The organism is Paenibacillus sp. FSL R7-0272, from assembly GCF_037969905.1.
GTDB lineage: Bacteria > Bacillota > Bacilli > Paenibacillales > Paenibacillaceae > Paenibacillus > Paenibacillus polysaccharolyticus.
In genome coordinates, this window is the sequence record NZ_CP150221.1 from 5,016,361 (window position 1) to 5,028,687 (window position 12,327).

Sequence of the window (12,327 nt, forward strand, 5' to 3'; positions counted from 1 at the left end):
GGTACCACCTTTGTTTCACGCTGATAACAGAGATCATGGTTCATGCTCTCAATCGGACGGCGTGACACTTCAAGCAGATAACGGCTGCGACCGGCCTATCCTACCTCCGAGGTTAATGAATGTATTACATCCACCTCCAGTACTCAAACAGGCAACTCCCGGGCGACTTCGATCAGTTGGTTCCTGCGGAATCTCACAGCGCATCGATCCCACTCTCTGAAAGGTCATACTGTCTACTACTCCCGATCCACGTCATTATTCAAAAAATCCTAAACACATCATACCTTGCTCGTGCGTGATAGTCAACCTGACAACAGCGGAACGAGGTTATTAGACAACCAAAATGTTCAAAAACAGGTACAACCCGCAATTCCTATGAGGAATTACGGGCTGTTTTATAGGATACGGTATCCTGAACCTAGTGACTAAGGAATATATAGAATCTGTCCTTCTTCAACAACCTGTTCAGTTAATCGATTATATAACTGAAGCTCCCTGGTGCTAAGCTGATATCTGTCTGCAATGGCATCGAGTGTTTCTTCGCGCTGTACGATGCACAGTTTGACTTTGCGGAATGGCGTCTGATCCACAATCGTACCCAGGAACAGATTTTTCCATTCTACATCTTCTGCCTGACGATCCTCTTCCGAAACAACTCCATCTGAAACCTCCTCACTGCGTTCACCCTCAACTTCACGGACGGCCCGGCCGGATGATAACAAGGAAGAAATGCCCACGCCTTCTTCTTCTCTTCGTGACGATTCTTTCTTGCTACCAAAAGCAACCTTAAGCTCTGGCTTGTCTTCCGCCTCAGCTATTGCCTCAGGGAGGAATTCCTCATTCTGTAACAGCGAGGCTTCCTCTGCCACTTCCAGTGAAGGCCGATCTTCTTCGGGCTGAGCCGGTTCAGATCCAGCAAATACATCTTGCCAGTTCTCGGTCTGCGGCTGTGCCACAGCATTCGAAATGAACTGCTCTCCTTGCGAACCACCTGACCGCGCTTCTTCAAAGTGCCATACCTCAGGCGTAGTTTCTTCAAGAGGTTTCCATGCTGCTTCAGAACGCGCCTGCTCAGAAGCCTCTGAACTCCATAATCCTGAATTTTCGGATACACTATTTACCGAAGGTTCAGACCATGCTGAGGCTTCATCTTCTATCGGAAGCAATGACTCCGCTTCAGGATAAGAAGCTAGTCTGTCAGCCGTTTCAGCCATGAATGACGAGATTGGAGAAGGGACTTCATGCATTTCATGTGATGCCTGTGATGGTACAATCCCCTCATCTGAATCAGGCAATCTATTTTCATCCGATTCATCCGTTGAAGCAACATCAGATGGTAGTGGCTCGACAGATGACTGGTTCCAGTAGGCTTGCGATAGTTCTTCATACCCTGATTGCTGTTCACTTCTTGGTGACAAATCAGCAGATTCCGGAGAACCATATGCAACAAGCTCAGCTGCATTCGCCAGCTCTTGCTCTTCGTTACGCAACCCGGCTTGTTCCGACAGCTCCAACAGCTCGGACTGCTCTGTCTGACTCAATTCGTTCTCTCTGCTGTCAGGCTGAGCCTCGGGTGAATGAACAACCGTGAATTCATCTGCCGACCACACTTGTGGCTCCTCGACCGGGAAACCTTCAATCCCTCGCAGGGACAGTACACCTGTAATGTTCAGACTTCGACTGGATAACAGGTCTACATCAAAATTTTCAATCTCGATTGAAATATCATCAATGGATCTAACCCGGTTCAATGGCACGGTAATTTCGACTGGAATAAAATGCTTTAACTCCTCCGAATCCTCGCTCTCCCCCCGGTATGTTCCTGTAAGTAGCAGATGCCCCCTCAAGGTGGCATGGTCGTCCTGTCCAATCACCTGAATACGCGGATAGAGTTCAATTTCCTCCAATTCCTCAATGGCAGGCACTCCCTCAGACAAATGAACGCGCTCATAAATATCGAACCGCAAACCGTATGGTTGATTCAACAAAGGTGGCGTCCTCCTTTCGGCATATGTTCACCATGATCCTTCTCATGGGACTGATCCATGGTCCAATCCTTCGTTACCCATCTATATGCCTGAACTAGGGTGGGCATGCCACCTTTGTTAAAAAAGCCCGTTCTGTATATGTTGAACTAAGAGTTTACACAGTCCACTCCGATGACAGAAGAACCTTCCAATCGCTGTTATCTCCAATTTTTTGAATTCCTTTTCCAAAGGGAAAAATCCGGCGATAAAGGCGAGCGCTTCGCTTTTCCAGGTTTTTTCTGTCCTCTCCGTTAAAGTGTAAAAATAGCTATCTTATATAGTCACAACACTTTTTAAACACCTTAGAAAGCCAAAAACAAAAAAACAGACCCATTAGATCAGGTCTGTCCTTCTACGCTATGACTCTCCCTCGCTGCCAATTGTTCAAAATCCGCTGGCCAGGGGTCTTGTACTTCAATTAAGGCTCCGGTTAAAGGATGGTTAAAGCTCAGCACTTCGCCATGCAATGCCTGCCTGCCTATGATGTCTGAACGCCCCTCATACAGTTTGTCACCGACAAGAGGGTAGCCAGCATAGCTGAGATGCACGCGAATCTGGTGTGTACGCCCTGTTTCCAGCTTCAGACGTACCAGCGTTGCCCTCTCCCATACATGCACGATGTCCACATGAGTAATTGCATCCTGGCCTCCTTCGGAGACACGTCTGCGTTGCTTGTGGTGCCTGTCCTTACCAATTGGCGCATCAATCTTGCGGAGATCACAGGGTACTTGTCCGCCTGTGATAGCAACATACTGACGATCGATTGCTTTGAGACGCATCGCTTCATCCAGTTTCGCGAGCGCAAAAGCATTTTTGGCATATAAAACAGGACCGGTCGTATCTTCATCCAGACGATGAACATGACGCACACTGGTCTCCATCCCATTGATCTCATAATACGAAGCTACCGCATGATCCAGCGTAACGACCTTTTCTTCACGACCTCCATCCGGATGAAGCTTCATGCCAGCCGGTTTGTGCACGACGAGACAGAAATCATCCTCATACAATACATCCAGATCAGCCCAGCGTGGCTCCACACCCAGCGGTTGCACAGCAAAAAGGGCCAGCCGAAGCCGGTCCCCTGCTAGCTGTACTCCCTGGGTTGCCTTGAGCTGACGCAGAAGCTTCTCCGGGAACATGAGTTCAGACAGGAGCCACTGTTCAGCAGCAGCTTGTCTGTCCTCTTTTCCAGTCACCGCCTTGCCTGGCATCAGCTCAAGCCATTGACCGCGACGTTTCCAGCTTTTTATACTCATAGCGACTGCAAAGCCTTACGGTTGGCCTCAATGGTATCCTCGATATCCTGCTCCGTATGCACACCAGACACGAACATCCCTTCATACTGGGACGGCGCCACGCTAACACCTTGATCAATCATCGCTGCAAAATAACGGCGGAACTGATCCAGGTTGCTTTCTTTGGCAATATCATAATTCGTTACCGGTACAGCACTGAAGAATGGGCACACCATTGAACCGACACGGTTAATTGTTACCGCCACACCTGCTTCTGCTGCATTTTTCTCGAATCCAGCCTGCAAACGTGCAGACAACATCTCCAAACGATCATAAACTTCCGGTGTCAAAAGTTTTAGCGTCGTATAACCTGCAGCCATAGCCAGCGGATTACCACTTAGTGTACCCGCCTGATAGATTGGGCCTGTCGGCGCAATCTGTTCCATCAGATCCCGGCGACCGCCATATGCTCCTACAGGAAGACCGCCGCCGATAACTTTACCCAGACACGTTAAATCCGGTGTAACGCCAAAACGACCTTGTGCACAGTGAAGTCCTACACGGAAACCCGTCATCACCTCATCAAAGATGAGCAGGCTTCCATACTCCGTAGTCACACTACGCAATCCTTCCAGAAAACCGGCAGCTGGAGGTACGACACCCATATTGCCAGCAACTGGCTCCACGATTACACCCGCAATTTCTTCTCCGTATCGTTCAAAGGCAAGACGCACGGACTGCAGATCATTGTAAGGAACCGTGATTGTATTCACTGCCACACCTTCGGGCACTCCAGGACTGTCCGGCAATCCCAGTGTGGCTACCCCTGATCCAGCTTTGATCAGCAAACTGTCGGCATGGCCATGGTAGGAACCTTCAAATTTCAAAATTTTACTACGTCCCGTTGACCCGCGCGCCAATCGAATGGCACTCATCGTTGCTTCCGTACCGGAATTCACCATGCGCACGATATCGATGGAAGGCACACGCTCGCACACCAGCTTTGCCATCTCTGTCTCAAGCAGGGTTGGTGCACCGAAACTTGTGCCCTTAAGAGCTGTCTCCCGGAGTGCTTCCACAACTTCAGGATGAGCATGTCCCATAATCAGCGGGCCCCATGAACCTACGTAATCAATGAACGCATTGCCATCAATATCGTAAATTTTGGAGCCCTCACCGCGTTCGGCATAGATCGGTGTGAGTCCGACAGATTTGAATGCCCGAACCGGACTATTCACTCCTCCAGGTATGTACTGCTTGGCTTCCTCAAATGCGCTGCGTGAGCGCTCATCATTGCGACGATTGCCTTGTTGTGCAGTCAATGAACATCCTCCTTATTGTAAAGGCCTCGCTTGCAGAGGAAAATATGATTTGTTGCCTCTCCCTCTTAAAAAAAGCAAGGCCTATGGGTTTTATTTGTATATTTGTATATAAACTCGGTCTATGGTTGCTTGGTGGTAGTCATTGGTTTACTTTTCAGCCAGCCATCTTGATGCATCTTTGGCGTAATACGTAATAATCATATCTGCCCCGGCACGTTTCATGCTGAGCAAGATTTCCATGGCCACCTTTTTCTCATCAATCCATCCTTGAATTGCGGCCGCCTTCACCATCGCATACTCCCCGCTTACATTATAAGCAACGAGCGGAAGATCAAACTGATCCTTGATGGTACGCATAATATCGAGATAGGAAAGTGATGGTTTCACCATCAGCATGTCCGCTCCCTCCAGCACATCCGTTTCCGCTTCGCGCAACGCTTCTCGAGCATTCGCCGGGTCCATCTGATAGGATTTCCGGTCTCCGAATTGCGGTGTGGAATCTGCTGCTTCACGGAATGGGCCATAAAATGCTGAAGCGTATTTGACGGAATAAGACATAATCGGAATATGATTAAATCCATTCTCATCCAGCCCTGCACGAATAGCCTGTACAAATCCATCCATCATATTTGACGGTGCGATAATATCTGCGCCTGCCTTCGCTTGCGATACGGCCGTTTTCACCAGCAGTTCCAAGGACTCGTCATTCAGAACATCGCCGCAGATATGTCCATCAATCTCCGTAGTGTGCACCATTCCGCAGTGACCATGATCGGTGAATTCACATAGACAAGTGTCTGCAATCACCAGCAATTCGGGGTACCAGGATTTGATCAATCTCGTTGCTTCCTGCACGATGCCATCCTCTGCAAAACCGGATGAACCTACACTGTCTTTTGTTTCCGGAATCCCGAACAGCAGTACAGCCGGAATGCCAAGCTCTGCAATTTCTGTGACTTCTTCCTGCAGACGATCCAGCGAGAAACGGAATACACCCGGCATCGATTTAATCTCAGACTTTACATTTTCACCATATGTGACATAGATCGGTTGAATAAAATCATCCACAGTCAAGTGTGTCTCTCTTACCATGTTGCGAATACCTGCCGATTGACGTAAACGGCGATGACGTACGATTGGAAAACCCATCTATCTTTTACCTCCTAAAATTTCATTTTGTAAAAAGGGAAGCGCGCTGGTTCTTCTCGAATTCAGCACGCTTCATATGTTCAGCCGAAGCTAGTCCAACTTAATTGTTGACAATACCGACACTGCCAGCACGTTTCCACTCACACAAAACATCGATCAAGCTAGTCATTGTCGCTTCTTTCGCCATAAGAGTAACCTCCAGTCCAGCAGCCTCCGCAGTCTTCGCGGTAACCGGACCAATACAAGCAACCTCTACTCCCTTCAGCAACGGCAACGGATCTTCCACACCCATTCGTTTCAGCATCTTCATGAAGTTTTTCACGGTGGATGAGCTTGTAAAGGTCACTGCATGAATACCGCCCTCTTCAAGAAGCTTAAGTAATTCGTCATCATCCTCACCTGCAAGAATGGTGTCATAGATGATCGCCTCGGTAACGTGCAGTCCGCGTGCTGACAATTGCTCCGGCAACCACGACCGTGCGAGATCACCGTGTGGAATCAGCACGTTCTGGCCTGCCTTCAACTCACTTTCAAATGCTTCGAGCATGCCTTCTGCCTGAAAAGGCCCTTTGACAACTTCGGGTGCAATACCGTGCTTGCGCAGTGCTTCTGCCGTAGATGGTCCTACTGCTGCAATTCTCGCCTGATGAAGCGAGCGAATGTCCTTACCTTCGTTTTCCAGATGACGGAAGAAAAACTCCACGCCATTGACACTTGTGAAAAAGACCCAATCAAACGTATTTAACGCATGCAGCGCATCTTTGACACTTTGTTTGGAGGATTCACTAGACGGCATAACCGTCTCAATGACTGGGAACTCATAGGGTTCACCACCGAGTTCTTCAATGCGATTCACCAGTTCACTCGCCTGACTGCGAGCACGGGTAACCAGAATTCGTTTGCCAAACAGCGGCAGCACCTCTGCCCATTTCAATTGCTCCCGCTGGTTGACCACATCTCCAACAACGATGACAGCTGGTGGCTGAAAATTCGCCGCAATGACTTTGGCTTCGATATCTTCCAGCGTACCCGTGATGGTATCCTGTTCTGCCCGAGTTCCCCAACGTACAAGCGCCACAGGTGTGCTGGCCGGACGGCCATGACGAATGAGCTGTTCGCTAATATAGCCGATCTTGGCAACCCCCATCATAAACACCAGTGTGCCCGTAGCGTTGGTTACTTTATCCCATTGAATGCTACGATCCAGCTTGTCCGGGCTTTCATGTCCGGTAATGATCGAGATGGAGGAAGCATAATCCCGGTGCGTCACCGGAATACCCGCATATGCAGGTACGCTGATTGCTGCGGTTACTCCAGGAACGATCTCAAACGGAATGCCGTTTTTGTGCAGCAACTCTGCCTCTTCCCCAACCCGTCCGAATATGGTCGGATCTCCGCCTTTCAAACGCACAACCACTTTGCCTTCAAGCGCCAAATCCACAAGTAGCTGGTTAATCTCTTCCTGTTTCATCGTATGTCGATCCGGTCGTTTCCCCACATAAATTTTGACCGCACCGGGTTTCATCAGTTTCAACAATCGCGGACTCGCGAGTCGATCATAAACCACGGCGTCAGCCTTGCCTATGCTTTCCCAACCTTTTACCGTAATCAGCCTTGCATCCCCAGGACCCGCACCTACCAAAAAGACTTTCCCCGCCATGCCTTCATCCCCTAACTTCTGCCAGTATCTGTTCAGCCCCGCGATCAATTAACTTCCAAGCCACTTCTTCTCCCAGGCGAACCGGATCTTTGCCGCTCAATGTTTCTTTCAAAATCAGCCTGCCATCCGGCATCCCAACCATTCCCGTTAATTGTAACTTGTTTTCACTGTTCAGGGAATCATCTCCTGGCATCCACACCGCATGTGCGCCGATCGGCACCTGACACCCTCCGTTTAACACACTCAGGAAACGACGCTCTGCCATGACCGGCGCAGCTGTTGCTGGATCGTTATAGAGGGTGAGCAAATGTAGTAGCTCCTCGTCATCCTCACGGCACTCAATGCCAAGAGCGCCTTGGCCTACAGCAGGAAGGCAGGCTTCCTCAGACAAATATTCGGTAATTCGATCCTCCCAGCCCATCCGATACAAGCCTGCTGCTGCCAAAATAATGGCGTCCAGGCCTTCGGTTTCGAGCTTCCGCAGACGTGAGTCGATATTGCCACGAATCGATTCCAGCTGAAGATCAGGTCGGTACGCCTTCAACTGACTTGATCTCCGCAGACTGCTTGTTCCAACCCGGGCACCCTCTGGCAGTTGATCCAGCGTAAGCCCGCCGCGAGAGACTAACGCATCCCGAGGATCAGCTCGACGGGGAACGGCACCGTTAACAAGCCCTTCAGGAAGCTCGGAAGGCATGTCCTTCATACTGTGCACGGCCATATCGATGGTGTGATCAAGCATCGCCTGTTCAATCTCTTTAACAAACAAACCTTTACCACCCACTTTGGACAAAGTCACATCCAGAATGAGATCTCCCTTTGTCACGATCTTATGTACCTCAAAGTCAAAAGCTAAACCTTCCCGCTCACAAATATTGCGTAAGTCCTGAATCACATAGCCGGTCTGGGTTAGTGCCAGAGCGCTTTGTCTGCTGCCCACTTTAATTGTCCGCATATCTACATTTCCTCCTGATTACGGGATATCCAGTTCCCGATTTTTTCTTCGCTCCACCACTCAAACTGACCCGTTCGTATCGTATCCAAAATGTCCATTTCCGTTAGACGGCGCAGTAGCGTACTTCTTACAGTTGGAGGCAGCCCGCGAGATTTAATCTCCATTCTCATCTGATGTAAAAAATCAAGATACGTCTCGTATTCATCTCCAAACTGTTGTTCAAGCAAAGCACGAATCTCGGCCGCCGCGGCAGGTCCTGCACCGGCAGTCGAGATGGCAATGCTTAACCGCCCTCGTCTAACCACACTCGGCGTAATAAAACTGCTATTACCGGAAGACATCGCATCGTTCACCAGTATTGCCCCAGCTTCAGCTTCTTGAACTACTGCTTGATTAACATGCGGATCGTCCGTTGCTGCATATACGAGAAAGGCCCCCCGCAAATCTCCATTGCGGTAGGACCGGGCTATCCATTCGATTCGGGATTCCTGATGCAATTGTTCGAGAGTGGGCGTAAGCAGAGGGCTGACGACCGTAATTCGGGCCTCAGTCTGCAACAATCCTCTTACTTTACGCTCAGCAACACGTCCTCCACCGATCACGAGAACAGATTTGTCTGAAGTATTTACATAAATCGGCGTGTAGTGTTCCATATCCTTCACTCTCCCGTCCAGCGATGAAACGCCGAATACGCATTGGATAAAAAGCTCATGATGACAAGCGCATATCCAATCAATGTCCATCTGGACATGATCATCATCGAAAATTGCTTTCTTCTCTTGACCACGAAATAACCAACATAGATGGCAATCGCGAGACCCGTCGCAATCACCTTCAGATCAAGCAACAGATGCCACCGTCGTTCCGCAACGATGGACAATACAGCCAGTACAACGGATACTCCCAGAAGCGGAGTACCAATCAATGTGGCACCATCCATATATTTTCCAATGACCTCCAAGCTGGGTAAACGCCGTACCGTATCATTCCATTTTTTGTTTTTCAACTTATGGTGCAAGAACAGGTACAACAACGCAAAGACCGAAGCAACCGTTAAAGCTGCAAAGCCCAGATTAGCCAGTGTAATGTGCATAATTAACAAACCGTGAACCGTCTGCCAGTTGTGCAACGAGATTTCGCCCGCTGTAAACCACAACCGGTTCAAAACCGTTACCGAGAATCCAACGATATTGAGTAGCAGGATAACAAACTCTGAGCGTTGAACCCGGGTCATAATCAATGACATCAGCACAATGCTGAACGAAAAAATAAACAAAAAATCAAATGTAGTATAGATCGGGAAGTGACCTTCAGCCCACATTCGCATGATAACATGGGTCACTTGCAGTCCCCAAACAACAACAAGAAACCCTGTGCCTGTCCGCTTCGCCCCCGCATTGCGTCGAATGCAGTCCGAGAAATAGAACAGTAGGCTCAGGGCATACATATAAATTAAAGCTTCATAGACTTGTTCAGCAAGGGTCAAGTTGCCCACCTGCCTTATACGCCTGCCGGGACATAAGCCGGCACGGGGTCTTGCCGGTTTTCGTTCAGGTGAATCGCTGGTTTGCCCAGAGCTGTTGCATCACTCTGATTCACTTTTTCTGCAGCCACTTCCACTGCATCCTCCAGCGCGAAAATCTGCGTAAACATGCGCAGTGCTTCATCACCTTGCTTCGTACCTGCCATTTCCTTGATCCGATTAATCGGATCGGTTGTCATTTGGTTGACAATGCTTTTGGTCAAACGACGAATGACTTTACGCTGATGCTCATCCAGCTCCGGAAGCTTGTTGAACAGACTATCCATTGTTTCTTCATGAATGGATACGCCTTTCTCTTGCAAGGCCCGAATAACTGGGCGAACGCCGAGTGTTCTGAGCCACTGGTAATAATCTTCCATCTCCAGTTCAATCATTCTCTCAATCTTCGCAGCTTCGACCTTACGCATCTCCAGATTGCTCTCCACAATGCCTTCCAGATCATCAATATCGTAGAGAAATACGTTAGAGATTTCGCCAATTGCCGGATCAATATCACGTGGTACGGCAATATCAATCAGGAACAGCGGACGTGCTTGCCGGCGCTTCATGCTCTCCCGGACAATACCTGCATCGAGAATATAACGTTCTGCTCCTGTAGAGCTGATGACGATGTCTACTTCACCCAGTCTCGTGAGTGCCTGCTCCATCGTACACGGCGTTCCCCGGAATTTGCTGGCAAGTTCCTCGGCTCTGGCGAGCGTCCGGTTGGCCACGATAACTTCGGATGCACCGTTGGCATACAGATGTTTTACGGTAAGTTCACTCATTTTGCCGGCACCCAAAATAAGTACCTTTTTGTCTGTAAACATACCAAAAATCCGCTTGCCCAGTTCAACCGCAGCATAGCTGACAGAAACGGCGCTCTCCCCGATGGAAGTTTCCGAATGTGCCCGCTTGCCCAAGGTAACCGCCTGTTTAAACAATTGGTTAAACCAAGTTCCGGTAGCTTTCTCTTCCTGTGCTTTGAAAAAAGCCTGTTTCACTTGGCCGAGAATCTGAGTCTCTCCAATGACCATCGAATCCAGTCCGCAAATGACCCGGAACAGATGGCGCATGGCTTGATCATCCTCATATATATATAAGTGTTGCGTAAATTCTTCCCGCGGAACGTTAAACCATTGCTCCATGAATGTTCGAATAAAATAACCGCACATGTGAAGACGGTCGACCACAACGTACAATTCCGTACGATTACAAGTGGCTACGATTACACCTTCCAATACACTCTTGGTCAGCTTGAGCTGCTGCAGCGCTTCAGACAAGTCCTTTTCTGCAAATGTGAATCGTTCTCTGACCTCTACAGGCGCCGTGCGATAATTCAAACCAACAACAACGATGTGCATTGCAAGTTCACCTGCCTAATAAATTTCCAATCAAAGTGCTTACTGTATATCTCTATCCAGTTCAGATTGACATAGTTAATTATATCACACATCAAGTCCATCACTCGCTCATTTTTATGAAATGTTTATGAAATCAACATGATGATTATCATATGCATTGTGATATATTGTAGTGTCTCACGAATGTACACCCTTATTCGTTATATGGAACGAATAGTGAATATTTGAGAAAACGGAGATTTCTGCAAACCTGTTCAAGACTGCTTATAACAAATAGTCATGGAATCATTCCATGACTATCTAGGTGCGGGATACATGATGTGTTTTTCAAATATTATAGGTTAGTAATTGTCATCCCCAGCTGTTTGAACAGTTTCTCCAGCCTCGTGATCCGCCTCTTCTTCAACTGGTGCGTACTTGTCTACGCGGGCGTGGCGGGTAATAATATCCCACAGTTCTTCCTTGCCCAGACCTTCCTCGGATGAAAAAGGGACAAACAAGTCGCCTGATCGAAGACCCAGTGCTTCCTTGATGACTTTAATGTGCTTGGCTCTGCGTGTCTTGGGAATCTTGTCCATTTTCGTAGCCACAACGACCAGCGGCAGACCATGATGGCGTAGCCATTCATTCATCATTTTGTCATCCTTGGATGGCTCATGTCTCATGTCCACCATCTGCATCACAAGCTTCAATTCATCCCGTTGTAGCAAGTACTTTTCCATCATTTTACCCCAGGCAAAACGTTGCTCTTTGGATACTTTGGCGTACCCGTAACCCGGAAAATCGACAAAATACAGATCATGATTGATCTTATAATAGTTCAGTTGCTGGGTTTTACCCGGAGTTGAACTTGTACGCGCCAGATTTTTACGATTGATCAAACGGTTGATCAGGGATGACTTGCCCACATTGGAGCGCCCCGCCAGGGCAATCTCCGGAAGACCGTCATCTGGATATTGTTCAGGCCGAACGGCACTAATTATAAATTCAGATTGATTGACTTTCAAATTGCATCTTTCCTCTCTTGAACTCCTGTCTTGCAAGCATAACATTTCCACATTTTCATCCCGTATTATGCCATCATTCCTTC

General features: G+C 48.5%; 10 protein-coding genes and 1 other annotated feature (1 of these 11 only partly in view). All 10 genes read right to left on the reverse strand.

Features of this window, described 5'->3' with window-relative positions; all coding sequences use genetic code 11:
- Positions 1–259: a binding site (T-box leader), on the reverse strand; it reaches 26 nt to the left of the window's first position.
- 166 nt (positions 260–425) lie between these two features.
- Complete coding sequence (locus MKY23_RS22210; RefSeq protein ID WP_339832266.1) at positions 426–1,988, reverse strand: LysM peptidoglycan-binding domain-containing protein; 1,563 nt, start codon at positions 1,986–1,988, stop codon at positions 426–428.
- Positions 1,989–2,365: 377 nt separating this feature from the next.
- On the reverse strand, positions 2,366–3,286 hold the full coding sequence (locus MKY23_RS22215) for an RluA family pseudouridine synthase (protein WP_339832269.1): 921 nt from the start codon (positions 3,284–3,286) through the stop codon (positions 2,366–2,368).
- Positions 3,283–4,587 carry a glutamate-1-semialdehyde 2,1-aminomutase gene (gene hemL, locus MKY23_RS22220; RefSeq protein ID WP_339832272.1) on the reverse strand — a complete coding sequence of 435 codons (1,305 nt, stop codon included), beginning with the start codon at positions 4,585–4,587 and terminating at the stop codon, positions 3,283–3,285. The genes MKY23_RS22215 and hemL overlap by 4 nt, the downstream gene beginning before the upstream one ends.
- A 147-nt stretch (positions 4,588–4,734) precedes the next feature.
- On the reverse strand, positions 4,735–5,736 hold the full coding sequence (gene hemB / locus MKY23_RS22225; RefSeq protein ID WP_090919123.1) for a porphobilinogen synthase: 1,002 nt from the start codon (positions 5,734–5,736) through the stop codon (positions 4,735–4,737).
- Positions 5,737–5,836: 100 nt separating this feature from the next.
- Complete coding sequence (gene cobA, locus MKY23_RS22230) at positions 5,837–7,396, reverse strand: uroporphyrinogen-III C-methyltransferase (protein WP_090919126.1); 1,560 nt, start codon at positions 7,394–7,396, stop codon at positions 5,837–5,839.
- Between the two features lie 4 nt (positions 7,397–7,400).
- Entirely contained in the window at positions 7,401–8,351 is a 951-nt protein-coding gene (gene hemC / locus MKY23_RS22235) for a hydroxymethylbilane synthase (protein WP_154960637.1), read from the reverse strand.
- 2 nt (positions 8,352–8,353) lie between these two features.
- Positions 8,354–9,004, reverse strand: a complete 651-nt coding sequence (locus MKY23_RS22240; protein WP_154890972.1) for a bifunctional precorrin-2 dehydrogenase/sirohydrochlorin ferrochelatase — start codon at positions 9,002–9,004, stop codon at positions 8,354–8,356.
- A 5-nt stretch (positions 9,005–9,009) separates the two neighbouring features.
- Positions 9,010–9,798 (reverse strand): cytochrome c biogenesis protein CcsA, encoded by a 789-nt coding sequence (gene ccsA, locus MKY23_RS22245; protein ID WP_090919742.1) that lies wholly within the window; start codon positions 9,796–9,798, stop codon positions 9,010–9,012.
- Between the two features lie 53 nt (positions 9,799–9,851).
- The gene (hemA, locus tag MKY23_RS22250) at positions 9,852–11,237 is read right to left on the reverse strand and encodes a glutamyl-tRNA reductase (RefSeq protein WP_090919132.1); all 1,386 of its coding nucleotides are present in this window, start codon (positions 11,235–11,237) and stop codon (positions 9,852–9,854) included.
- Positions 11,238–11,578: 341 nt separating this feature from the next.
- A complete protein-coding gene (gene yihA, locus MKY23_RS22255) occupies positions 11,579–12,244 on the reverse strand; it encodes a ribosome biogenesis GTP-binding protein YihA/YsxC (RefSeq protein WP_222591867.1) in 666 nt (221 codons plus the stop codon).
- Positions 12,245–12,327: the final 83 nt, after the last annotated feature.

Bases quoted from the DNA above. Each gene is read 5' to 3' on its own strand.
- MKY23_RS22215 (WP_339832269.1), bottom strand. From the start codon at position 3,286: ATGAGTATAAAAAGCTGGAAACGTCGCGGTCAATGGCTTGAGCTGATG.
- hemB (WP_090919123.1), bottom strand. From the start codon at position 5,736: ATGGGTTTTCCAATCGTACGTCATCGCCGTTTACGTCAATCGGCAGGT.
- cobA (WP_090919126.1), bottom strand. From the start codon at position 7,396: ATGGCGGGGAAAGTCTTTTTGGTAGGTGCGGGTCCTGGGGATGCAAGG.
- hemC (WP_154960637.1), bottom strand. From the start codon at position 8,351: ATGCGGACAATTAAAGTGGGCAGCAGACAAAGCGCTCTGGCACTAACC.
- MKY23_RS22240 (WP_154890972.1), bottom strand. From the start codon at position 9,004: ATGGAACACTACACGCCGATTTATGTAAATACTTCAGACAAATCTGTT.
- ccsA (WP_090919742.1), bottom strand. From the start codon at position 9,798: ATGTATGCCCTGAGCCTACTGTTCTATTTCTCGGACTGCATTCGACGC.
- hemA (WP_090919132.1), bottom strand. From the start codon at position 11,237: ATGCACATCGTTGTTGTTGGTTTGAATTATCGCACGGCGCCTGTAGAG.